Below are 23,159 nucleotides of genomic sequence, written 5' to 3'. Positions count from 1 at the left end.
CCCCCAGGCATAAGGCCCCAGTCCGTCGTGGACCCACCGCGGTTGGGGTAGGTGGCTTTGCGGCCTCGCGGGCTCACGAGTCCCCCGCCAGCGGGTCGGTACGTACACGGGGGTGCGAGGCGAATGCCTCTGCCATGAACCGCGCCACGGGAAAACCCTCGGAATGAGCCAGCAGCTGCTCTACCTCCAACCGCCGAAACGGCTCCAGATATACATCTTTGGTGGTCTCCACCCTCTTGTGTCCCAACATTGTCTGCACCAGATGCCAGGTGTCGCCGAACTGTTCACGGAAATCGTCGGTCTGGTCTTTCGACAAATGAGCCATCTGGTGACCACGAACCAGCTTGCCGATCGAGAACCAGCGAAGCGCAAAGCTGTGGCGACACATGTGGGGGGTGCACCTGAACCCGTCCAGCCCTAGCCCGCTGATTCTGCGGTTGGCCGCCTCGAATGTGTGATGCCATCCGTGCGGATCCCGCGGCATCCCGTCCTCGTTCAGCCACAGCCACAATGGCTCCAGACCCGCCGGCGTGGACCGAAACAACGCGCGCCGCTGACCCGGCCGCATCAGTGCCCACGGACGCGTCGCCGTCCCAGCTACCCGATCTGGCATCGTCACGGACACACGGCTGGGCTCCCCCGCCACCACCCGGATCCAGGGAAGCCGCTCGTAACGACCTGCAGCCTGCGCCTCGCGCACTACCCGCGCCCTTACCCCCTCCGTGTAAGCCCGAAGCTCGGCTAGCGCCGCACGCGGAATCCAGTACGAATGTCCATTTCCGCCCTTGGCGCACATGTCAGCCAGCTCGCACCGGTAATAACCCCGCCCGACCTCCAGCTGAGGTAACTCGGGTAGCACCACGCTGGCCCACTCAGTCAGTCGTAGCCCCGTGCCATACAAGCCGTCGACGAAGGCTGCGTCTCGCTGTTCGTTGCGTCCCCGCCACGACCGGTCCCGGCGACCTGACGGCAGTCGCCCTCGCAATCCTAGGTCCCGCCACCGTACAACTGCCGCAGGATCGAGCCACTTCACATCGGCCCCGCGTTTCGCAATTGGGGACGAGATCTGCGCGAACGGGTCGGCAATGACTGGGTACCTTTCGCTAATCCAAGTGTAGAACTTTTTGCAAGCGGCGAGGTCCTTGCTGAAGGTCGAGGTTCCCACGGGCTGTTCGTTCTGTGGGTCGGTCAACCGCCAGAACTTGAATTCCTCGGCGTCGTCCTCACCGGCTTCCCACCAGACCTGATCCGTGACATCTAGGAAGTTCAGCCACAACGCCAGCGAATGCGCGTAGTCCCGCTGTGTAGTCTCCGCAAGGCTCCGAATCCTCGGTGACGCTAAGTACGCGTTCACCCGCAGGTCAGGAAATCCGGTTGGCGCGATCAGGAAGCGCTGACGATGCCGCATCCCTGACTCCCGAGCCCATGTCGCCAGATCCGGGCTGTCGCCACAAAGTTTTGCCGGCACATCAGGCCAGCGCCTCTCGAAGTCGTACTGAAAGACCCGCCACACCCTGTCGGCCATCTCAACTCACCCCATAAGTTCTTGGAAGACTAGCAACAACAGGTGCCTTGCTATAGAACGAAGGCGGCTCCCGAGATGACCGTCCAGCCGTCGAGCGCCAGATCGGCGGATATCTCCGCCGTCACATGATCACCGTAGGGACTCGATGCGCGTGTCCCGACGATGGACACCGACCGCTCGGTGATCGTTGCCACCGGCCGAGTTCCCAGCGCCCACAACGCAATCGGTGGACACGTATCCACCCCTGCGGTCATGCCCGGTCCGTCGAATCCGAGGAAGCGCCACGCCGGCCACTCGTCGTCGTCCGGCGTGATCAACCGACCACCGAGCGCAGCGATGTGATCGAGATCTGCTGCAGCGGTGTCGATGTGGGCGCGGACCGCGAGCCGCTCCCCCAACCTGCCCGCCCGCACGGCTTGTGCCGTCGCTTCGGGACCGTGCGCGGCAGCATGATCGACCACCGGCCGATGCGGACCCTGCGCCACGCGAGAGAGATACGCCCAGGCGAGACGGCGCGCGTCGTGCGTCATGCCACTCCCCTGTCACGGAAATCGAGTGCCGCTCCGACCTCGTCGGCACCGGGGACCGAACCACCGGCCAGATCGTTCAGCGTCCACGCCACCCGAATGGCTCGGTCTGCGCCGCGCGCGGTCAGCGATCCGTTGCGCAACGCGCGCTCGACCGGAGCGAGCGTCGAGCGCGCCAATCGAAATCGTTGGCGCAGAGCGGGTCCGGGAACCTCCGCATTGGTCCTCCAGCCGAACTCTCGCCACCGCTGCGCGGCGGCGTCCCTGGCCCCGGTCACACGTGCGCGAATTTCGCTCGTACCCTCCCCCACTTCGTCGACCAGTGCACCTGTCGCGACACCCATCATCTGAATGCGCAGATCGACGCGGTCCAGCAACGGCCCGGACAGCTTGCCGAGATATTTGCGTCGCGCTGTGGGCGGGCAGACGCAGTCGACCTGCCGCGCAGGCGCACACGGACACGGATTGGCGGCGAGAACCAACTGAAATCTGGCCGGATACCTGGCCACTCCGTCACGACGGGCAATGCGAATCTCCCCGTCTTCCAACGGAGTACGCAAGGCCTCGAGTACCCGAACACTCATCTCGGCGCACTCGTCCAGAAACAGGACTCCGCGATGTGCGCGGCTGACCGCTCCCGGTTTGGCCATTCCGGTTCCGCCCCCGACCAAGGCACTCACCGAGGTCGAATGATGCGGCGCGATGAACGGCGGTGACGTGATGAGCGGCCGCGCGGTGGTCAACAGACCCGCCACCGAGTGGATGGCTGTCACTTCGAGCGCTTCGGATTCGGTCAGCGGCGGCAGAATTCCCGGAAGGCGTTGCGCCAGCATCGTTTTTCCGATGCCCGGTGGCCCGGTCAACATGATGTGATGTGCGCCTGCGGCGGCGACCTCCAGTGCCCATCGCGCATCCGCCTGTCCGGCGACATCACTGAGGTCCGGATAGATCTCCTCGTGCCATTCGGTCGGGACGGGTGATTCGAGTGCCTGCTCACCGCGAAGCCAGGCCACCACGTCCCCGAGCGAACCCGCACCCAGCACCTCGATCCCGTCCACCAGACCCGCCTCGGGCAAACACTGCAGCGGAACGACCACCCGCTGCCAGCCCGCACTCTTGACAGCGAGCACCCCGGGCAGGACCCCACGGACTGCGCGCAGCCTCCCATCGAGTGCCAATTCACCCAGAAACACGGTGTCGGACAGGCATCCGCGCGGAATCGCCTTCGCGGCATCGAGAACCGACAACGCGAGTGCAAGGTCGTACACAGATCCGCCCTTCGGCAGGGTCGCGGGCGACAGCGCGAGAATCACCCGGCTGTCCGGCCAGGTACCGCCCGAGTTCTTCACCGCGGCTTTGACCCGGTCACGCGATTCGTTCAGCGCAGTATCGGGAAGACCCACAAGATGCGTACCGGGTAGGCCCTGCCCGATATCGGCTTCGATTTCCACCAGCACACCGTCGACCCCGTTGACCGCAACCGAATGCGCTCTCCCGAGTGGCATCAGAACGCGGCCCGAACGTGCGTGATGACCGGTTCCTCGTTGCGACCGACCACGATCGCGATCACGTCGAATCTGATCTGCACCCACGGTCCCTGCTGCAGCGAAAGCCATCGCAGCGCCAGCCCTCTGATTCGAGTCTGTTTCGTGTACGTCACCGCTTCGGCGGGTGTTCCGTATCCGATTCCCGATCGAGTCTTCACTTCGACGAACACCACCGTCTCGCCCTCGCGCGCAATGATGTCGAGTTCTCCGGAACGATGCCGCCAGTTCCGCTCGATCACCTCGAGACCGATGTCCTCGAGATGGCGCACCGCGAGTTCCTCACCGCGCGCACCGAGTTCCTGATTGGTTGCCATGTCCGCCATTCCTCCACTCTCCGACCGTGCATTGCGGCCGATTCGGTCGTCTCGACGGTGACACGACCCGAAGGAGGAGAAGCGAAGAAAGTGCAGGTGGGAAATTGCCCTGTGGACAACTGCTCGACTGTGGACGAACGGTCCGATTGTCGGCGGCGATCAGTCCACTGTGTCGGACCGCCGTGCTACGGCTCGTAGCGTGTCCGAGCCGCCGGGTGAAAGCGGACTCGATACGCAAAAAGCTCCGTCCTGATTCAGAGAATCGGACGGAGCTGATGCGGCGTGTCGATACCGGCATCGAAAGTGCCGATACGCAAAACGTGCTGCCGAGACACCCAGCCTCGGTTCGCGAAGGACGATCAGTGAGCAGCCTCGTAGGCCGCCTGCACATCCTGACTTATACGGCCGCGGGCACTGACCTCGTGGCCGTTCTCGCGGGCCCATGCTCGAATGTCCTGCAGATCCACCTTGCCGCGGGCCGGTGCAGATGCAGCGCCGCCCTTACGGGTGCGGCGTCCGGAAATCTTCTCGGCGTGCTCGATCCAGAATGCCAACTGTTCGTGCAATTCGTTGGCATGTTTGAGGTTCAAATCGATGCGGTACTGGTTTCCACCGATGCCGAATTCGATGGATTCACCTTGGCCGTCTTTGATGACCGATCCGTCTACATCGTCGATCATCTGCACAAGCGTCTTGCGTGCCATCTCGTACCTCTTACACGTCTGGGGGATGTGATATTCAAGTTCTACCACCCATTCTCGTATCCACGCAAAGAACTGCAGGCGTTTCGTGACGTGTCGAATCGACGAATATCGGTGCAGAAATTGTTCAGCATTTCGAGCGACTAATCGACCAATTCGAATAGCTTTGTTGCGCAATCGATTTCACACGGGAAACCCGATCTCAACCGCCGTGCACCATTGGACGGGGAACAACTTTCCGTGACACCGAACACGGAAACAGGACATGCGGACCGATTTGGCCGGGCGTCCAATTTTTCGGGTGGCAAAACGATCGGTACAGCACGACCGCACCGCATCGGGTGGTTCGCGGCACGGTGCTCCGACATCCGACGCTCAGGGCGACTCCGTCACGCTCCAGCGTCGGACGAGGAGCTATTCCGGCAGACGCAGATCTGGTTTGTCCAACTCTTCGATGTTGACGTCCTTGAAGGTGATCACTCGGACATGCTTGACGAAACGGGCGGGGCGATACATGTCCCACACCCACGAGTCGGACATTCGCAATTCGAAGTAGATTTCACCGTCGGCGTTGTGCGGAATGAGTTCGACGGAGTTCGCCAGATAGAACCGCCGCTCGGTTTCGACGACGTAGTTGAACTGACCCACGATGTCCCGATACTCGCGATACAGCGAGAGCTCCATCTCGGTTTCGTACTTTTCGAGATCTTCGGCACTCATCGGTCTCTTTCATCCTCCAGTCGGGCGTGAACAGCAATCATCGCGTACCGGCGTCGCGGCAGTCCATTCGCCCCAGGGCGTCGACGGCGTCCGGAGAAAGCCCCGCGGCGGCCGCTGCGACATTCGCATAGGACATTCGATGCTCGCGGCTGGGCCCGAGAGCGGTCATGGCGGCCGAGTGAGCACGGGTGCTGTACCCCTTGTGCACGGCGAATCCGTAGCCGGGAATCGTGTCGTCCAACTGCACCATCAATCGGTCCCGGGAGACCTTCGCGAGCACGCTCGCCGCGGCGATGCACGCTGCGGTGGCGTCACCGCCAATCACCGGTAGCGACGGAACCGGAAGTCCGGGCACTCGAAAGCCGTCGGTGAGTACGTAGCCCGGGGTCATGCCGAGCCCGGCAACCGCGCGTCGCATTCCTTCGATGTTCGCCACGTGGACCCCGATGCGGTCGACCTCGGCCGCATCGATCGACACCACGCTCCATGCCAGTGCCAGCCTCTGGATCTTGGGAAAGAGCTCTTCGCGTCGTCGCTCGGTCAACTTCTTCGAGTCGTCCAGATCCGCCAGGGCGGCATGTGCGCGCGCCCCGAGAACACACGCTGCGACCGTCAACGGACCGGCGCAGGCTCCTCTTCCCGCTTCGTCGACTCCTGCGACCGGACCGAGTCCGCCCCGCTCCAACGCCGATTCCATCGTCCGCAATCCGGCCGCCCGTCGGATGATCGGACGCGGCGGCCACGACGACCGAGTCAGAGTTGCGCGCGCACGCGGCGCACGTCGCGGGGTTGCCGTCATCGACCCTGGATGTCGGGAGAATCCAGGATGCCGGTTCGTGACGGCGGCAGCGCGATGAACACGGCCTTCCCGATCACGTTGTCGAGGGGAACGGTTCCGGTGAACTCGTCGGTGACGTGATACCGGGAATCTCGCGAGTTGCTCCGGTTGTCACCCATGACCCAGACGTTGCCCTCCGGCACGGTGACGGGGTCGAAGCATCGTCCGGACTTCAGTTCGGTGTCGCACGTCATCGTTCCCGAGGTGAACGGGAAATCCATCTGGATGTACGGCTCGTCCAACGGCTGTCCGTCGACGAGCACTCGCCCCTGGTCGTCACAACATTCGACGGTCTGACCGCCGGTGGCGATGACGCGCTTGACCAGATCGTTCTCGTCGGGCGCGACGACTCCGATCAACGAGCCGACTTCCTGTGCGCCACGAATCACCGAGTTGTCGGACCGCTGTGACACGAATTCGTCGTTCCACGAATCCGGGCCACGGAAGACGACGATGTCGCCGGGCTTCGGGTCGCCGAACCGGTATCCGATCTTCTCCACCACGATGCGGTCACCGGTGCAACCGGTGCAGCCGTGCAAGGTCGGCTCCATCGATTCGGACGGGATCAGATACACCCGTGCGACGAATGTCTGGAGCAGAAAACTCAGTACCAGCGCTACCAGAATCAGAATGGGGAGCTCACGCCAGAACGATCGGGGCTTGCGTTCCCGACGCTTCTTCCGTGAAGACTCGTCGTCGGGCTCGTCGGTTGGATCCTGTGGGGACTGCGTCACGTGATCAGGTTAGCCGGAACCGTCGCCCGCACGGCCGGACGGTCTGCGCATGGGCGGTTCGCGGCTCTCGATCCGCCCGTCGACAGGGTGGAACGCGGGTCGATCGCGGGCAGAACGCACCATGCCGCGTCGCCCTGACGGGCAACGCGGCATGGTGTGAACTGATGTGTCCGGGCGGAACCGGTCAGCGCTTTTCCTTGATCTTGGCGGCCTTGCCACGCAGATCGCGGAGGTAGTAGAGCTTGGCGCGACGGACGTCACCGCGGGTGAGGACCTCGAACTGAGCGATGTTGGGGCTGTGCACCGGGAAGGTGCGCTCGACGCCGACGCCGAACGAGACCTTGCGGACCGTGAACGTTTCGCGAACGCCACCGCCCTGACGTCGGATGACGACGCCCTTGAAGATCTGAATGCGCTCCTTCGAGCCTTCGATGACCTTGACGTGCACGTTCAGCGTGTCGCCGGGACGGAAATCGGGGATGTCGCCACGCAGCGACTGATTGTCGAGAAAGTCCAGAGTGTTCATCGGTTGTGCCATCCTTGCGTTCTGCGCATGAGTAGAGGAACCGAGCGGCTCGCTGACACAGCGGCTCGACTGGTTCGTACTCCGAGTGAGGTCCGTGCCTGCTAGAGGCAACCCGACAATTGTGCCAGACCATCAGGCGTTCGACGAAATCGGCGCTTCTCGGCTCGCCGCCGTCCCGCTCGGCATCGGCGCAGGCAATACCGTTCGCGCCAATTCCTGCTCGGTGGCCTCACGTGCATGCACGATGCTCGGCTTGCCTGCGATCGCGTCCTGAAGATAGATCTTGGCCCGGATGATCGGCCGTCGCCACCGCTTCTCCCGGCGCAGTGCGCGTTCCATCTTCTTCGGCCTGGTGGTGTAGCGCCACCTCGCCCACGGGGCACTCGGCCTGCTCAACCGCACCGCGGCCAGAACGAGGATCGGCAGGACGAACAGCCCGAGCAGTCCGGTCCAGATCTTTCCTTTGAGCAGTACCACGACACCAAGCGCGAGATTGGCCAGGGCCAACACCGCCAGGGTGCCGCGCACCCACGGGTCGGGATCGGCCCGGAAGCCGGCCGGGCTGAGCAGCTCCAGAGGGTGCAAGCCGAGCAGCAGCAGGCCGGTGAATCCCACTGCCGCGAACACGGCGTCCACCGACGTGCGCCCCTGTTCGGACCAGTAGACATCGCGGAGATAGAAGATCAACGCGAACTCGTCGAGGACGAGAGCAGCCCCGATACCGAAGACCGCTGCCAGCACCGCCCCGACCGACTCGGAACCGTCGACGTACACCGCGATCAAGCCGATCCCCGCGAGCAGCATCAGCACGATCCCGAAGACGACATGGTGGATGTGCTGACCGCCGGGCGTGATGTTTCCCGGCCACCACTTCACATCTGCGCGAATCATCCTGACGCTGAGTCGGATCAGCAGAAACCCCACCAACAGCCCCAGTAGGAAACACAGCAGCGGCAGGCGGCCGTGATCGATGACCCCGTGTTGCAACCACCTCACGTGTGGCTCACGTCCTTCCTGCCGAACGGCCGAACGACCGGTGAATCACCTTTCACACTATTCGTGTTCGGGACCGCCCAGGGCAGCATCGACCCGAGGATCCGCCCGCTATTTTCCGAATCCCGCCTTCCGTAGCGCATCGGCCATGGAGCCGGCCGCCGGTGCTGCCGACTGGCCGCCGCCGCGCTGTGGGCGCGCGTCTCGACTGCGGTTGCTCTGGCCGCTGCCCGCAGCTCGGCCCTGGCCTCGGGGCCGGTCGGGCTGCTGTCCGCGAGAGGCGTCCTTGCCGCCACCGGCACCGGGCTCGTCGTCCAACCGCAGACTCAGGCCGATGCGCTGCCGCGGGAGGTCGACCTCCATGACCTTGACGCGCACCACGTCACCGGACTTGACGACCTCGCGGGGGTCCTTGACGAAGTTGTGCGACATCGCCGAGACGTGCACCAGCCCGTCCTGGTGCACACCGACGTCGACGAACGCGCCGAACGCTGCCACGTTGGTCACGACACCTTCGAGCGTCATACCCGGCTTCAGATCGGCGACCTTCTCGATACCGGCGGCGAAGGTGGCGGTCTTGAACTCGGGGCGAGGGTCGCGTCCCGGCTTCTCGAGTTCGGAAATGATGTCGGTGACGGTGGGCAGACCGAATCGCTCGTCCACGAATTCGGCAGGGTCGAGACCTCTCAGCAGAGCCGTGTTACCGACTACCTCGCGCACACCCAGGCCTGCCTTGCCGACGATGCGCCGCACGACGGGATATGCCTCCGGGTGAACACTCGACCGGTCCAGGGGATCCGCTCCCCCGGAGATACGAAGGAATCCGGCGCACTGCTCGAAAGCCTTGGGGCCCAAACGCGGTACATCTTTGAGCGTGCTGCGGCTGGAGAACGGACCGTTCTGGTCGCGGTGCGCCACGATGCTCTCGGCGAGAGAGCCGGCGATACCGGAGACCCGCGAGAGCAACGGAACCGACGCGGTGTTGACGTCGACGCCGACGGCGTTCACCGCGTCCTCGACTACGGCCCCGAGGGAACGGGCCAGCAGGGTTTCGGAGATGTCGTGCTGGTACTGCCCGACGCCGATGGACTTGGGATCGATCTTGACCAACTCGGCCAGCGGATCCTGCAACCTGCGGGCGATCGAGACGGCACCGCGGATCGATACGTCGAGTTCGGGCAGCTCGCTCGAGGCGTACGCGGAAGCGGAGTACACCGACGCTCCGGCCTCGGACACCACCACCTTGGTCAGGTTGGCGGCGGGGAACTTGGCGATCAATTCTGCTGCCAGCGAGTCGGTTTCACGCGATGCGGTGCCGTTGCCGATGGCGATCAGTTCGACCTTGTGTTTGGCGGCCAGGCCGGCGAGGGTGGCCACCGCCTGATCCCACTTGCCCTGCGGCTTGTGCGGGTAGATGGTGTCGTGGTCGACGACCTTGCCGGTGGCGTCGACGATGGCGACCTTGGTGCCGGTACGGAAGCCCGGGTCCAGGCCCATGGTTGTGCGGTTGCCGGCCGGTGCGGCGAGCAGCAGATCCTTGAGGTTGCTCGCGAAGACGTCGACGGCGTCCTTCTCGGCCGACTGACGCAGTCGCATACGAGTGTCGAGGGAGACGGTCACCAGCATCTTGGTGCGCCACGCCCATCGGACGGTATCGAGCAGCCACTTGTCGGCAGGCCGTCCTCGATTCTCGATCCCGAACTTGGTCGCGATCCGACCTTCGTAGACGCTCGGCACCCCGGGGGTCGGTTCGTCGCGCTCGGGCTCGAAACCGAGGGAAAGTATTTCTTCCTTCTCGCCTCTGAGCGTGGCGAGGATTCGGTGCGAGGGCAGGCTCGTGAACGGTTCCGAGAACTCGAAGTAATCGGAGAACTTGGCACCCTCCTCCTCCTTGCCCTTGCGAACCGACGCGACGAGCTTGCCGGATGTCCACATCAGTTCGCGCAGCTCGCCCACCAGGTCCGCGTCCTCGGCGAAGCGCTCGACGAGAATCGCCCGTGCGCCGTCGAGTTGCTCCTGATCGAACTGGGCCGGGTCGGTGGTGGGGTCGGAGAACAGAGCGTCGGCGACGGGCTCGTGCCCGGCCTCACGCGCGATCTGCGCCTTGGTTCGACGCTTTGGCTTGAACGGCAGATAGATGTCCTCGACGCGCGCCTTGGTGTCGGCCAGCATCAGCGACTGCTCCAGCGCGTCGTCGAGCTTGCCCTGCGAGCGGATGGACTCGATCACGGCGTCTCTGCGCTCGTCGAGCTCGCGCAGATACCGAAGTCGCTCATCGAGCTGACGCAGTTGCGTGTCGTCGAGAGTGCCGGTGACTTCCTTGCGGTAGCGCGCGATGAACGGGACCGTCGACCCGCCGTCGAGCAGTTCCACGGCGGCACGAACCTGTTCTTCACGAACGTCGAGTTCTTCGGCTATGCGCTTGTTCACAGATTTCAGAGCAGTGGTCACGGCGATGGACCCTACCGCTACTGTGGGACAAGTCGGTCAGCGGTTCAACGTGTGGGAGAGATACGCGGATGGTCAGGGGGTCTCGGTTCCTGGCTGCAGCCTGCGCCTCCCTGATACTGGCCGGATGCTCGGCTCCTCCCGACGACCAGGTCGGTGACTCCGCCTCGAAGGACACCGCCGAGACGTCGGCGTCGCCCTTTCCCGATATGAAAAAGGTCGACGGCGTAGCCCTCGAAGCTCGTATCCCGATGGCGATCGCGTCGGCCCAGGCCCGCGGTGCCGACGTCGATTTCGCACTGTTGGATCGTCAGACGGGCTCCTACTACAGCAGCAATGCCGATATCCAGGTCGAAACCGCATCGGTATCCAAGCTCTTCATCGCCGACGAGGTGTTGTTCCGAGCGCAGTCGGAGAACCGTCCGGTCTCTGCCGACGACCTGACCACCATGACCAGCATGCTCGAGTTGTCCGACGACAACGCCGCGTACACGCTCTGGTATCGCTACGGCTCGTCGGAGATCGTGCGCACGGTCGCGGCTCGCTACGGCTTGACGAGCACCACGCCGCCCGGGGACGACGAGTGGTACAACACCGAGACCACACCCAGCGACCTGGTCGGTTACTACGCGGGGTTGCTCAACGGCAGCGGCGGTCTGACCACGGCATCCACGGACATCGTGATCGGAATGCTGCGCCGTTCAGCACCGATTGCCGCGGACGGCTACAAGCAACATTTCGGGATCGTCGACGGTTTGCCCGGCGAGAGTGTGCACGCTGTGAAACAGGGCTGGATGTGCTGCGTGTCCGATCGGTGGGTACACCTGTCGACGGGCACCATCGGTGTCGACAACCGCTACGTTCTGGCTCTGTCGTCACGCGAGGACATCTTCTACGCCGACGACATGGAAAGTTATCCGGACACCGCGGTGGTCGACGTCAGTGACGACGCCAGCGCGCTGCATGCCAGGGACACTCTCACCGGATTCGTCTCGATGCTCTTCCCCGACGGCACCGTCAGCTGAATTCGTCAGTCCTGCAACAGGTCCGGACGGCGCTCGGCGGTCCTGTCCAGTGACTGCCGTCGGCGCCACGCAGCGATCTTGGCGTGATCACCCGAGAGCAGTACCTGCGGAACGTCGAGATCTCGCCACTGTGCGGGACGCGTGTAACTGGGCCCCTCGAGCAGACCATCGGAGAACGAATCCTCCTGGTGCGACTGCTGATTGCCGAGAACCCCTGGCATCAGCCGCACCACGGCCTCGGCCATGACGAGAACAGCCGCTTCGCCGCCGATGAGCACGTAGTCGCCGATGCTGACTTCCTCGACACGGACCCGACGTGCGGCGTCGTCGAACACTCGTTGATCGATGCCTTCGTATCGGCCGCAGGCGAATACGAGATGCTGTTCGGCGGACCACCGCTCGGCTGTCCGCTGGGTGAACGGCACACCGGCAGGCGTCGGGACGACGAGGAGAGAATCATCGGTCAGCACGTCGTCGAGTGCGTCACCCCAGACGGTCGGCTTCATGACCATTCCCGGTCCGCCGCCGTAGGGCGAATCGTCGACGGCCTTGTGCACGTCATGAGTCCACGACCGCAGATCGTGGACCTCGACCGAGACGAGGCCGCGGTCGATTGCTTTGCCCAGCAACGCGGTTCGAAGCGGCGTGAGGTACTCGGGAAAGATGGTGACGACGTCGAGGCGCACGATCTACTCCGGATCCAGCAGACCCTCGGGCGGATCGATCTCGATCGTCTTGTCTGCCAACGACACCGTCGTCACGATGGCCGCTACGAACGGCACGAGGATTTCGGCACGTGCTGCTTCGCCGGAACTCGGATCCGGCGTGATGGAGAGCAGCTCCCCCGCTGCGGAGTGGAGAACTTCGCGGACCGTTCCCACGACGGTGCTGTCGGTCAGGATCACCGTGAGGCCTTCGAGTTCGTGGTCGTAGAACTCGTCCGGGTCGTCGGACGGCGGAAGATCGGTGGATTCGACGACGAACAGAATGCCCCTGAGTTGGTCGGCGGCCGTCTTGTCGTCGATACCGTTCAGACGCAGCAGAAGCCGCCCGGAGTGTTCCCGGACGGCGTCCACTGTGTACGAGGCTGGCTCGGCGTTCGATCGAGGCTTGCGGCCCGAGAGAACGGTTCCTTCGGCGAAGCGGTCGTCGGGGTTGTCGGTGCGAACCTCGACGACGACTTCGCCTTTGATGCCGTGCGACTTCGCGACACGGCCGATGACCAGCTCCATGATGGGTACGTGACCTACTGGTCCGTGTCGACCACGTCGACACGGATGCCGCGACCACCGATTCCCGAGACGAGCGTGCGCAGTGCCGTAGCGGTACGACCGCCACGGCCGATGACCTTGCCCAGATCGTCGGGGTGCACGTGGACCTCCACGGTGCGGCCACGACGGCCGGTGATCATCTCGACGCGAACGTCATCGGGATTGGCGACGATGCCGCGAACGAGGTGTTCGACAGCATCGGCGACAACGGCACTCACTTCTCAGCAGCCTCGGCGGCCGGCGCGTCTGCCGTCTCGGTTGCTGCAGCGTCGGTGGTCTCCGCAGCGGCGTCGTCGGCCTTGGGAGCCTTCTTCTTCTTGGCGGTGGTGGCCTCGCCCTGGGGCTCGGAGTCGGCCTGCGCCAGTGCGGCGTTGAACAGGTCGAGCTTGGACGGCTTGGGCTCGGCGAGGCGGAGGGTTCCCTCGGCACCGGGGAGGCCCTTGAACTTCTGCCAGTCGCCGGTGATCTTGAGCAGAGCCTCGACCGGCTCGGTCGGCTGTGCGCCCACGCTCAGCCAGTACTGCGCCCGCTCGGAGTTGATCTCGATGATGCTGGGGTCCTGCTTGGGCTCGTACGTGCCGATGGTCTCGATCGCACGGCCGTTACGACGGGTGCGGGCATCGGAGATGACGACGCGGTAGTGCGGGGTGCGGATCTTGCCGATACGCATGAGCTTGATCTTGACAGCCATGTTCTGGTGGAGCCTTTCGAAAGTTGGTCACGGCGCAATTCAGCGGTCCGCACGGCATGCGAACCCGGTTTTGCGTTGAAGGGTGTTGTGACCGCCGCTCGGTACGTAACCGGATGACGGGCGAACAGCTGTTCATTGTGCCAGACGGGTCGCACTATCGGTGAATCGGGCCCGCAGAACCACTCCCGTCAGGCGAGCAGGACCACCAGGGCAGGAAGGGTGTTGTTCAACGAGTGTGCCGTGATCGACGCGACGATCGAACCGGAGCGCATTCGAGCGATTCCGATTGCGAATCCTCCCCACAGCAGCACCACCAGGCGCCACCACTCTCGGTGCCACACCGCGAACAACACCGCGGTGATCGCCAGGACCACCCATCGGTTGCCCAACCAGGCCATCGGCATCGGGCGGGTGCGTTTCTCGAGCGCTCCCCACAGCATGCCGCGGAACATCGTTTCCTCGCAGATCGGTGCACCGAGCCAAATCCACAGGGCCAGAACGATCTTCAAGCCGACGGCCGTATCCGTGACAGTGCCGAGGGGCGTCGGGTCGCCGACTTCGATACGAGACAACAGAATCAGAGCCAGCACTATGCCGCCGACCACGGCGACGCCACCCCACGCCAACCCGGATCGGAGGTGCCCGAGAAATTCGGGGATGGATCTGGGGAGGCCGAAGTCGACGACGGGACCGTTGCCCCGCGACTTCGAGATGGCCACCGCCACTCCCGTGGCGAGCAGGCTCGGGATCATGATGCCCACCACGAAAACGGCCGAGGCGTCCGACGTCACGACGAGGCCGAGAACCAGGAATCCGGCCAGATTGAGCCCCAGCACCAGCGCCGCGGCCGGCAGTCCCCACCGTTGGCCGCGTCTGCGTTCGAGCGCGGCCTGCTCGGCGCGCCAGTAGGTTTCGGACAGTCCCGATCCTTGCTGATGAACGTGATTCATCGGAGCCAGACCGGCCCAGCTGGGGCGGTCTGGATCGGCTCGTCCTGCGCCGTCACCCGGGTCGGTCACCCCCGGACCGTCGATCCACTCGTCGTGCGACCACGCCGGTCGGTCACTCGTCCGCGAAGGATCACCAGATCCGGGTTGGACAGCACATCCGGTCCTCCCCGCGGATCTTCGGAGTAGACGACGAGATCGGCGGGCGCGCCGTGTTCGAGGCCCTGTCGACCCAGCCACGACCGGGCGTCCCAGCAGGCGGCACCGAGTGCGTCGGTCGGTGAGAGTCCGACGGCCGCGAGTGCGGCGACCTCGTCGGAGATACGACCGTGCGCGATCGAACCGCCTGCGTCGGTGCCTGCGTAGATCGGAATGCCTGCGTCGTGAGCTCGTCCGACGGTATCGGCGACGCGTTCGTGCAGCGCCCGCATGTGCCGGGCGTAGACGGGATACCGGGTGGCGGAGTCGGCGATGCCGGGGAACGTCTCGATGTTGATCAGCGTCGGTACCAGTGCTGTGCCGTGATCGACCATCATCTCGACGGTCTCGTCGGTCAGGCCGGTGCCGTGTTCTATGCAGTCGATCCCTGCCGCGATCAATCCGGGCAGGGCATCTTCACCGAAGACGTGTGCGGTCACCCGCGCGCCCTCGGCGTGGGCAGCGGCGATGGCGTCGACGAGGATCGAGTCGTTCCACAGCGGTCGGAGATCTCCCACCGAGCGATCGATCCAGTCGCCGACGAGCTTGACCCAGCCATCGCCGAATCGTGCCTGTTGGGCCACCGCCTCGGGCAGCTGCGATTCGTCCTCGATGTCGATTGCGAGACCCGGGATGTAGCGCTTGGGTGATGCGATGTGACGGCCCGCTCGGATGATGCGGGGAAGGTCCTCGTATTCGTCCAGCTCGCGCGTGTCGACCGGAGACCCGGCGTCGCGCAACAGCAGCGCGCCGACGCCTCGCTCGGTTTCGGCCTGGCGGATCGACCCGATCAGGTCGGTGTGTCCCCCGCCGTACTCGATTCCGACATGGCAGTGGGCGTCGACCAGACCGGGCAGAATCCAGCCGCCGTCGTGAACGAGATCGGCATCCGCGATCGGCTCCGTGGACAGGACGCCACCCTCGATCCACAGATCGATCTCGGACCCGTCCGGCAGTCCGCGGCCCCGCACCCGCATCGCCGACACGTGCGCGCTTACTTCTTGGGTAGTTTCAGCTGCGACAGATCGATGCCTTCGAGCCCCGGTGGCAACTGGTCGAGGCCCTTGGGCATGGACGACAGGTCGGGCATTCCGGCAGGCATTCCGCCCGGCATGCCTGGGAATCCACCGCGGATCTTCGGCTGCGTCGGGCCGCGTGCACCCTTCTTGCCCTTCTTGCCCTTCTTGTTGTTCCGCACCTGTTTGCGCGCGCCCGGCATTCCCATCCGACCGGCCATCGCAGACATCATCTTGCGCGCCTCGAAGAATCGGTCGACCAGCTGATTGACGTCGGAGACCTTGACGCCGGAGCCGTTCGCGATACGGAGTCGACGCGACGCGTTGATGATCTTCGGGTCGTTCCGCTCCTGTGGCGTCATGCCGCGGATGATCGCTTGCACGCGGTCGAGTTGCTTCTCGTCGACATTGGCGAGCTCTTTCATCTGCCCGGCACCGGGCAGCATGCCCAGCAGGTTTCCGATGGGTCCCATCTTGCGGACGGCCATCATCTGCTCGAGGAAGTCGTCGAGCGTGAGTTGCCCCGAGCCGATCTTGTTGGCCGTCGCCTCGGCCTGCTCGGCATCGAAGTGCTGCTCGGCCTGCTCGATGAGGCTCAGCACGTCGCCCATGCCGAGGATGCGGCTGGCCATGCGATCAGGGTGGAAGACGTCGAAGTCCTCGAGCTTCTCACCGGTCGACGCGAACATGATCGGCTGGCCGGTGACCTCGCGGACACTCAGCGCGGCACCGCCGCGAGCATCGCCGTCGAGCTTGGTGAGAACGACACCGGTGAAGCCGACGCCGTCACGGAACGCCTCGGCGGTACTGACGGCATCCTGGCCGACCATCGCGTCGAGAACGAACAGAGTCTCGTCCGGCTGGACCGCGTCACGAATTCCCGCGGCCTGACTCATCAGCTCGGTGTCGATGCCGAGGCGACCAGCGGTGTCGACGATGACCACGTCGTACTGCTTGCTTCGAGCCTCGGCGATGCCGGCCCGGGCGACCTCGACGGGATCCGCGGCCGAGACTCCGAGTGCATTGTCGCCGCCACCGATGGACGTGCCCGGATGCGGCGCGAAGACGGCGGCACCGGCGCGCTCGCCCACGATCTGCAGCTGGCTCACGGCACCGGGACGCTGGAGGTCGCACGCGACGAGCAGTGGCGTGTGGCCCTGGCCCTTGAGCCATTTCGCGAGCTTGCCCGCCAGCGTCGTCTTACCCGAACCCTGCAGACCGGCGAGCATGATCACCGTTGGCGGGTTCTTGGCGAACACGAGCCGGCGAGTCTCGCCGCCGAGGATGCCGACCAGTTCCTCGTTGACGACCTTGACTACCTGCTGGGCGGGGTTGAGCGCGCCCGAGACCTCGGCACCCTTGGCCCGGGCCTTGATGCGGCTGATGAACTCACGTACGACGGGCAGTGCCACGTCCGCTTCGAGCAGGGCAAGACGGATCTCACGGGCGGTGGCGTCGATATCCGCGTCGGACAGTCGACCTTTGCCACGCAGGTCCTTGAGAGTCCCGGTCAACCTGTCGGAAAGGGATTCGAACACCGATTGCACTCCTGAGCTAGCCGATCACCGAAAACGAGCCGAATCCGGCACGGTCACCACACTAGCGGCAGCCCGCCGCGTCGTCGCTGGGGCGTTCGACTGTCGTGTCGAACGTGGCGATGTCGAGTCAGGCCAGGCGCGCGGAATCGTTCCACGTCACTGCAACTCCCCGCGTCGCGAGCCACTGCGCGGGGTCGACCTTGACGCCGGAGGGATCGTGTACCTCGAAGTGCAGATGTGGGCCCGTCGACTGGCCGCGGTTGCCCACGGTTGCGATCTGCTCACCGGCCGCCACGCGCTGGCCGGGCTGAACCGAGAAGTCGTTGACGTGTCCGTAGACCGTCTCGGTGCCGTCGTCGTGCCGCACCTTGACCCAGAGACCGAAGCCGGATGCAGGTCCTGCGTCGGACACGGTGCCGTCAGCGGCGGCGTAGATGGGCGTTCCGATGGGTGCCGCGATGTCGAGGCCGCTGTGCTGGGTTCCCCACCGCGAGCCGAAGTTGGACGTCAACACTCCAGCCACGGGCTGCACTGTGCCCTTCTTCAGCGAGCGCAGGCTGTCGAGAGGAGACTCCGTACCCAACTGGCCCAGGCCGACGTCGTCGAGCCATTGCTGGGCGACGGCACCGGGATCGGCGACTCCGAACGAAGCCAGGGGGTCCGCGGTCGGAGCCGGTGCCGGTGCCGGTTCCGCAGCAGGCGCGGGTGCGGTAGGCGCGGCCTCGGGCGGTGCCGGCTGCGACGGTGCGGGCGGTGGCGCGAACTGTGGGGGAAGGAACTGCGGGAGTTCGAACTGGGGCAGCTCGAATCCCGCGGGCAGCAGACCCTCCGGTACGGCGAACGGCAGTCCTGCTGCGGGTGGCTCGGGGATCGGCGCGGCACCTGCGGTACCGGCACCCATCGTCGTGGCACCGACGACGATCGCGCCCGTCGCGGCGACGATGGTTGCCGCCCGTCGACCGAGGTCGGGTGTGTCCTGTACGGCGCGGTGTCTGCCACTCGTCGGACGTGCCGCGATGTCGGTCGGTGTGTGGACGGTCGACCGTCGGTGGGATCCCACAGTTGGTGCCTCTCGAAAGATCAGGAGTGGAGCCTGCAGGAACGACGTGGTTCGAGCAGTGTGGAGCCTGCAGGAACGACGTGGTTCGAGCAGTGTGGAGGTCGCTCGAACGGTCGAGAGTGTCGTTTCTGCGTCTGGGACGAATGTAACAAATCGGCATCGGCGGCAGGCCCGGTGGCCGGAAGTTCGTGAATAGTCACCAGCGCGAGTCGGTCTGCTCTCGCATTCCGACCCGCGGTCAGGTGCCTTCGGGCTTTTCCGGGGGCTTGGGTGGTTCCGGGGCAGGTACCACCGCGAGGATCGCGCGCTCGAGGTCCTCGCGAACCGCCCTGCTGTCGGCTCCCGCAAGGTCGATGCAGAAGGAGTCGACCACCGAGCTACCCAGGGTCGAGACGCGGGCCCACCGGATGTCCGATCCTTGCTGTTCGATCGCACTGGCCAGTCGGCAGAGCAGACCGAGCCGGTCCTCTGCTCGTAGCTCGAGCACCACCTGACCCGGTTCGTTGTCGTCGAACCACAGCACCCGAGGCGGGGCTTGGGCGTAGAGAACCGGGACTGCAGAATCCTCGGAATCGTCCTCGACGGTTTCGGCTCTGGCGTCGCGTTCCTTGGCGTCGAGCACGGCGACGAGGTCGAGTTCGCCGGCCTGGGCTCGGATGATTTCCTGCCGCAGGAGACCGGCCTGTGGCGGGGATCCGAAGAGCGGCGCGACGTCGAACGAGTTGATCGCCGATCCCTCGTGACTTCCGAGGGAGGCCGAAAGAACGCGAAGCGAATGCAGTGCGAGAACTCCCGCGGCGTCGGAGAGCAGCCCGGGCGTGTCGGGGGCGATGACGGTGACGACGAAGGTGTGCAGCCCGTCGGTCGGCGCGATGTCGACATGGACGCCTCCCCGCGATGCGAGTTCGACGTGCGCAGGGTCGAGTGGATCCGGAGAGGGCAGACTCTCCCCCGCCATCACCAATCGGCAACGGCGCACGAGCTCGCGGATGAGCGAGGCCTTCCAATCGCCCCACACCCCCGGTCCGGTGGCGAGCGAATCCGCCTCGGCCAGTGCGTGGAGCAGCTCGAGCAGGATGGTGTCGGCACCGAGTGCGTCGACGACGGCTTGCACGGTTGCCGGGTCGTCGAGGTCGCGTCTGGTGGCGGTCTCCGGCAGCAGCAGGTGGTACCTCACCATCGACGTCAGCAGTGCCACGTCGGACGGCCACAGTCCGAGCCTGTTGCCGATCTGGATGGCCAGATCGGCTCCGACGACGCTGTGGTCGCCGCCGCGTCCTTTGCCGATGTCGTGGATCAGCGCGCCGAGCACCAACAGGTCCGGACGCGCAACTCGGGTGGTCAATGCGCTTGCGTAGGCGGCAGTTTCGACCAGGTGCCGATCGACTGTCCACGTGTGCACGGCATCTCGTGGCGGCAGATCGCGGACCGCACCCCATTCCGGAATGAGCCTGCCCCACAGACCGGTTCGATCGAGAGCTTCGATCGCCGCGATGGCTTTGCGACCCGATCCGAGCAACACGAGCAGATCGTTGAGGGCTTCCTTCGGCCAGGGCTCGCGGAGCTCGGGAGCACTGTCGGACAGTCGGTTCAGGGTCGAGGCCGACATCGGCATTCCGGTCTGCGCCGAGGCGGCGGCGACGCGCATGATCAGGCCGGGGTCCTTGTTGGGTCGAGCGTCGCGGGCGAGAACGACTTCGCCGGCATGTTCGACGACCCCCTCGTCGAGCGGCCGCCGGACCGGAACTCGACGGAGGCGTGAAAGACCCTTTCGAGGAAGCGAATTGCCGGCAGTGCGCAGTCCGACGTCGACCGAGTAGCTGATGGTGCGGGCCGAATCACTCAGTACGCGAGCGAGATCGAAGCGGTCACCGATCCGCAGCGCGGCACCGATCTCGTCGGCGTCCTGGGCGCGCAGTTGATCCCGTGCCCGACCGGCGACGCGGTGCAGTTCGGTGCGCACGTCCAACAGACGTCCGTGTGCGAAAGCCAAACCGCCACCGGGCGATTCGGGTCCGAGACCGGGCATGCCGTCGGTCAATTGTGCGATGGAGAGGGCGTCGAGCAACTGAACATCACGCAGCCCTCCGCGGCCGCTCTTGAGATCGGGTTCGGCGCGGTGTGCAATCTCACCGCTGCGCGACCACCGCCCGCGGGTCTGCTCGATCAGCTCGTCGAAGCGCCCTCGAATACCGTTGCGCCACTGGCGACGTACGCCGCCGATGAGGAGGTTGCTCAATTCGACGTCGCCGGCGATGTGCCGCGCCTCGAGCATTCCGAGAGATGCCGTCATGTCGGCTGCGGCGACCTGCAGCGCCTGTGGCACCGTTCGCACGCTGTGGTCGAGCTTGATGTGTGCGTCCCACAACGGGTACCAGAGCTTGTCGGCGACATCGGAGACGATGCGTGGTTCGAGATCGTCGTGCAGCAGTATCAGGTCCAGATCCGAATACGGCAGCAGTTCGCGTCGAGCAAGACCGCCCACGGCGACGATCGCGAAACCGGAGTCCGGTTTGATCCCGAGCTCGGCACCTTTGGTGGTCAGCCAGAACTCGTGGAGATCGACCAGAGCCTGCCGAAGCGAGGGTGCATCGAGTCGACGATTGCGTGTTCCGCCGTCGAGCAATTGTTTTCTGGCCCGAGCGAGATCTGCTGCAGCATCGCTCGTGCCCTTCGATGCGGAGCCCATGGAGACCGAAGGCCCCGATCCTGACGCTTTCGCGCCAGAACCGGGGCCCACGGCCCGAGACCCTTTGGGGTCAGAGTGCATCAGCGCCACGTTCTCCGGTGCGGACTCGAATGACCGAGTCGACCGGGGAAACCCAGACCTTGCCGTCACCGATCTTGCCGGTGCGTGCAGCCTCGACGATGACCTCGACGACCTTCTCCACAGCGGCGTCGTCGACGACTACCTCGACACGGACCTTCGGGACGAAGTCGACGGAGTACTCCGCACCTCGGTACACCTCGGTGTGGCCCTTCTGGCGGCCGTATCCCTGAACTTCACTGACTGTCATTCCGAGTACGCCGGCCTGCTCCAGCCCCGTCTTGACGTCCTCCAGGGTGAACGGTTTGACGATTGCCGTGATCAGCTTCATTTTTGCTTCCCTTCACAAGACCTCGAGTGCCCGTTGTCGTACGGTGCAGCGTTCACGTCTATCTCTACCTTGTCAGGCGAAATCATATGCAGTCTCAGCGTGCTCGGCTTCGTCGATGCCGTTCGCCTCTTCTTCGTCGGAGACGCGCCAGCCGAGGGGCTTGAGCGCGAACGCGATGACCGCGGTGACAATGGCGGTGAAGACCAGCGCGAACAGTGCGATGACGATCTGCACGACGAGCTGCTTGTAGTCGCCGCCGTAGAACAGGCCGGTCTCGGATGCGAGGAAGCCGATTCCGATCGTTCCCCAGAGTCCTGCGACGAGGTGAACGCCCACGACGTCGAGCGAGTCGTCGTAGCCGAATTTGAACTTCAGTCCGACAGCGAGTGCGGAGAGCACACCGGCGATGACGCCGAGGATCATGGCACCGACCGGCGTCAGTGCGCCTGCGGCCGGAGTGATGGCGACCAGACCGGCGACGATGCCCGAGGCAGCGCCGAGGCTGGTGGCATGACCGTCGCGGATACGCTCGGTGATGAGCCAGCCCACGATCGCCGCTGCCGTGGCGGCGGTGGTGTTGACCCAGGCCACGCCGGCGATGCCGTCGGCGGCGAAGGCGGATCCTGCGTTGAATCCGAACCAGCCGAACCACAGCAGTGCTGCGCCGAGCATGACGAACGGAAGGTTGTGCGGGCGGTAGGCGACCTTGCCGAAGCCTGCGCGCTTGCCGATGATGATCGCCAGAATCAGGCCGGCGATACCGGCGTTGATGTGCACGACCGTGCCACCGGCGAAGTCGATCGGAGCGACGTTGGCTACGAGCCCGCCCTCACCGTCGTCGGTGGTTCCGAAGATCATCGCCGCCAGACCGTTCTCGGATCCGGAGAGCAGTCCGCCGCCCCAGACCATGTGGGCCAGCGGGAAGTACGCGAGGGTGACCCAGATGCCGGCGAAGGCGAGCCAGGTGCCGTACTTGACGCGACCGGCGATCGAGCCGCTGATCAGTGCGACCGTGATGATGGCGAAGGTGACCTGGAATGCCACGTCGATGACGTTGGCGTAGCCCCATGCGCCGGCGATGTAGTTACCGTCGGCATCGGTGATCGAATCCTTGAGTCCGAAGAACTCGAACGGGTTGGCGAAGACACCGCCGATGTCCTGGGTTCCGTAGGACATCGACCATCCCCACAGGAAGTAGATGATCGAGACGACGGCCATTGCTCCGAACGACATCATCATCATGTTCAACACGGACTTCGACTGCGACATACCGCCGTAGAAGAACGCCAAGCCCGGCGTCATCAGCAGTACCAGCGATGCTGCCATCAGCATCCACGCGGCGTTGCCGGAGTTGGCCAACATATCCTCGGGACTCACGTACACCCTCCATTCTCCTGCACACCGGTTGGCGCGCCGTTACGCAAGAAGAGTGGTTTCACGAA

At 64.8% G+C, this 23,159-nt stretch carries 22 protein-coding genes and 1 pseudogene; 1 reads left to right on the top strand and 22 read right to left on the bottom strand.

The window, feature by feature from the left end:
* Positions 1-73: 73 nt before the first annotated feature.
* From R4P47_RS04930 to R4P47_RS04880, 11 genes and pseudogenes are all read right to left on the bottom strand, one after another.
* Positions 74-1,525: a site-specific integrase gene (locus tag R4P47_RS04930; RefSeq protein WP_317784160.1), complete on the bottom strand. Its 1,452-nt coding sequence runs from the start codon at positions 1,523-1,525 to the stop codon at positions 74-76.
* 59 nt (positions 1,526-1,584) lie between these two features.
* Positions 1,585-2,055 (bottom strand): annotated as a pseudogene (locus R4P47_RS04925) (DNA-processing protein DprA); the annotation flags it as partial.
* Positions 2,052-3,557, bottom strand: a complete 1,506-nt coding sequence (locus R4P47_RS04920) for a YifB family Mg chelatase-like AAA ATPase (protein ID WP_300523295.1) — start codon at positions 3,555-3,557, stop codon at positions 2,052-2,054. The pseudogene R4P47_RS04925 and the gene R4P47_RS04920, both read right to left, overlap by 4 nt.
* Positions 3,557-3,913, bottom strand: a complete 357-nt coding sequence (locus tag R4P47_RS04915; RefSeq protein ID WP_149405567.1) for a YraN family protein — start codon at positions 3,911-3,913, stop codon at positions 3,557-3,559. The genes R4P47_RS04920 and R4P47_RS04915 overlap by 1 nt, the downstream gene beginning before the upstream one ends.
* Before the next feature lie 359 nt (positions 3,914-4,272).
* Entirely contained in the window at positions 4,273-4,617 is a 345-nt protein-coding gene (locus R4P47_RS04910; protein WP_068049609.1) for a histone-like nucleoid-structuring protein Lsr2, read from the bottom strand.
* 411 nt (positions 4,618-5,028) lie between these two features.
* On the bottom strand, positions 5,029-5,334 hold the full coding sequence (locus tag R4P47_RS04905; protein ID WP_008717288.1) for a DUF2469 domain-containing protein: 306 nt from the start codon (positions 5,332-5,334) through the stop codon (positions 5,029-5,031).
* Between the two features lie 37 nt (positions 5,335-5,371).
* Positions 5,372-6,133 (bottom strand): ribonuclease HII, encoded by a 762-nt coding sequence (locus tag R4P47_RS04900; protein ID WP_269593619.1) that lies wholly within the window; start codon positions 6,131-6,133, stop codon positions 5,372-5,374.
* Entirely contained in the window at positions 6,130-6,906 is a 777-nt protein-coding gene (gene lepB / locus R4P47_RS04895; protein ID WP_317784159.1) for a signal peptidase I, read from the bottom strand. Before lepB ends, R4P47_RS04900 begins: the two co-directional genes overlap by 4 nt.
* Positions 6,907-7,090: 184 nt before the next feature.
* Positions 7,091-7,432, bottom strand: a complete 342-nt coding sequence (gene rplS / locus R4P47_RS04890; protein ID WP_032378188.1) for a 50S ribosomal protein L19 — start codon at positions 7,430-7,432, stop codon at positions 7,091-7,093.
* Between the two features lie 132 nt (positions 7,433-7,564).
* Positions 7,565-8,419 (bottom strand): hypothetical protein, encoded by an 855-nt coding sequence (locus R4P47_RS04885; protein WP_149405660.1) that lies wholly within the window; start codon positions 8,417-8,419, stop codon positions 7,565-7,567.
* 117 nt (positions 8,420-8,536) lie between these two features.
* A complete protein-coding gene (locus tag R4P47_RS04880; protein ID WP_149405566.1) occupies positions 8,537-10,876 on the bottom strand; it encodes a Tex family protein in 2,340 nt (779 codons plus the stop codon).
* 68 nt (positions 10,877-10,944) lie between these two features.
* On the opposite strand from R4P47_RS04880, the gene R4P47_RS04875 reads away from it, so the two are divergent.
* On the top strand, positions 10,945-11,898 hold the full coding sequence (locus R4P47_RS04875) for a serine hydrolase (RefSeq protein ID WP_300523306.1): 954 nt from the start codon (positions 10,945-10,947) through the stop codon (positions 11,896-11,898).
* A gap of 5 nt (positions 11,899-11,903) precedes the next feature.
* Here R4P47_RS04875 and trmD read toward each other — a convergent pair whose 3' ends face one another.
* The 11 genes from trmD to R4P47_RS04820 form a co-directional block, all read right to left on the bottom strand.
* Complete coding sequence (gene trmD / locus R4P47_RS04870) at positions 11,904-12,584, bottom strand: tRNA (guanosine(37)-N1)-methyltransferase TrmD (RefSeq protein ID WP_317784158.1); 681 nt, start codon at positions 12,582-12,584, stop codon at positions 11,904-11,906.
* Positions 12,585-12,587: 3 nt separating this feature from the next.
* Entirely contained in the window at positions 12,588-13,130 is a 543-nt protein-coding gene (gene rimM / locus R4P47_RS04865) for a ribosome maturation factor RimM (RefSeq protein WP_317784157.1), read from the bottom strand.
* Between the two features lie 14 nt (positions 13,131-13,144).
* The gene (locus tag R4P47_RS04860; protein ID WP_027496687.1) at positions 13,145-13,387 is read right to left on the bottom strand and encodes an RNA-binding protein; all 243 of its coding nucleotides are present in this window, start codon (positions 13,385-13,387) and stop codon (positions 13,145-13,147) included.
* A complete protein-coding gene (gene rpsP, locus R4P47_RS04855) occupies positions 13,384-13,860 on the bottom strand; it encodes a 30S ribosomal protein S16 (protein ID WP_037189654.1) in 477 nt (158 codons plus the stop codon). The genes R4P47_RS04860 and rpsP overlap by 4 nt, the downstream gene beginning before the upstream one ends.
* Positions 13,861-14,048: 188 nt before the next feature.
* Positions 14,049-14,879 carry a CPBP family intramembrane glutamic endopeptidase gene (locus tag R4P47_RS04850; RefSeq protein WP_300522744.1) on the bottom strand — a complete coding sequence of 277 codons (831 nt, stop codon included), beginning with the start codon at positions 14,877-14,879 and terminating at the stop codon, positions 14,049-14,051.
* Positions 14,876-15,982 (bottom strand): amidohydrolase family protein, encoded by a 1,107-nt coding sequence (locus tag R4P47_RS04845; protein WP_317784291.1) that lies wholly within the window; start codon positions 15,980-15,982, stop codon positions 14,876-14,878. Before R4P47_RS04845 ends, R4P47_RS04850 begins: the two co-directional genes overlap by 4 nt.
* A gap of 17 nt (positions 15,983-15,999) precedes the next feature.
* The gene (gene ffh / locus R4P47_RS04840; RefSeq protein ID WP_068049621.1) at positions 16,000-17,559 is read right to left on the bottom strand and encodes a signal recognition particle protein; all 1,560 of its coding nucleotides are present in this window, start codon (positions 17,557-17,559) and stop codon (positions 16,000-16,002) included.
* A 127-nt stretch (positions 17,560-17,686) separates the two neighbouring features.
* Entirely contained in the window at positions 17,687-18,619 is a 933-nt protein-coding gene (locus tag R4P47_RS04835; protein ID WP_317784156.1) for a M23 family metallopeptidase, read from the bottom strand.
* Between the two features lie 238 nt (positions 18,620-18,857).
* A complete protein-coding gene (locus R4P47_RS04830) occupies positions 18,858-21,389 on the bottom strand; it encodes a [protein-PII] uridylyltransferase (protein ID WP_317784155.1) in 2,532 nt (843 codons plus the stop codon).
* Complete coding sequence (locus R4P47_RS04825; RefSeq protein ID WP_019664269.1) at positions 21,379-21,717, bottom strand: P-II family nitrogen regulator; 339 nt, start codon at positions 21,715-21,717, stop codon at positions 21,379-21,381. Before R4P47_RS04825 ends, R4P47_RS04830 begins: the two co-directional genes overlap by 11 nt.
* A gap of 72 nt (positions 21,718-21,789) precedes the next feature.
* Positions 21,790-23,079, bottom strand: coding sequence for an ammonium transporter (locus tag R4P47_RS04820; RefSeq protein WP_188078600.1), 1,290 nt, complete (start codon positions 23,077-23,079; stop codon positions 21,790-21,792).
* Between the last annotated feature and the right edge of the window lie 80 nt (positions 23,080-23,159).

This window comes from Rhodococcus sp. IEGM 1370, from assembly GCF_033142325.1.
Lineage (GTDB): Bacteria > Actinomycetota > Actinomycetes > Mycobacteriales > Mycobacteriaceae > Rhodococcoides.
The sequence above is the reverse complement of the archived record's forward strand: the minus strand, read 5'-3'. Positions and strand labels throughout refer to the sequence as shown.

Bases quoted from the DNA above. Each gene is read 5' to 3' on its own strand.
- R4P47_RS04930 (WP_317784160.1), bottom strand. From the start codon at position 1,525: ATGGCCGACAGGGTGTGGCGGGTCTTTCAGTACGACTTCGAGAGGCGC.
- R4P47_RS04920 (WP_300523295.1), bottom strand. From the start codon at position 3,557: ATGCCACTCGGGAGAGCGCATTCGGTTGCGGTCAACGGGGTCGACGGT.
- R4P47_RS04915 (WP_149405567.1), bottom strand. From the start codon at position 3,913: ATGGCAACCAATCAGGAACTCGGTGCGCGCGGTGAGGAACTCGCGGTG.
- R4P47_RS04910 (WP_068049609.1), bottom strand. From the start codon at position 4,617: ATGGCACGCAAGACGCTTGTGCAGATGATCGACGATGTAGACGGATCG.
- R4P47_RS04905 (WP_008717288.1), bottom strand. From the start codon at position 5,334: ATGAGTGCCGAAGATCTCGAAAAGTACGAAACCGAGATGGAGCTCTCG.
- R4P47_RS04900 (WP_269593619.1), bottom strand. From the start codon at position 6,133: ATGACGGCAACCCCGCGACGTGCGCCGCGTGCGCGCGCAACTCTGACT.
- rplS (WP_032378188.1), bottom strand. From the start codon at position 7,432: ATGAACACTCTGGACTTTCTCGACAATCAGTCGCTGCGTGGCGACATC.
- R4P47_RS04875 (WP_300523306.1), top strand. From the start codon at position 10,945: ATGGTCAGGGGGTCTCGGTTCCTGGCTGCAGCCTGCGCCTCCCTGATA.
- rimM (WP_317784157.1), bottom strand. From the start codon at position 13,130: ATGGAGCTGGTCATCGGCCGTGTCGCGAAGTCGCACGGCATCAAAGGC.
- rpsP (WP_037189654.1), bottom strand. From the start codon at position 13,860: ATGGCTGTCAAGATCAAGCTCATGCGTATCGGCAAGATCCGCACCCCG.
- R4P47_RS04845 (WP_317784291.1), bottom strand. From the start codon at position 15,982: ATGCGGGTGCGGGGCCGCGGACTGCCGGACGGGTCCGAGATCGATCTG.
- R4P47_RS04830 (WP_317784155.1), bottom strand. From the start codon at position 21,389: ATGCACTCTGACCCCAAAGGGTCTCGGGCCGTGGGCCCCGGTTCTGGC.
- R4P47_RS04825 (WP_019664269.1), bottom strand. From the start codon at position 21,717: ATGAAGCTGATCACGGCAATCGTCAAACCGTTCACCCTGGAGGACGTC.
- R4P47_RS04820 (WP_188078600.1), bottom strand. From the start codon at position 23,079: ATGTTGGCCAACTCCGGCAACGCCGCGTGGATGCTGATGGCAGCATCG.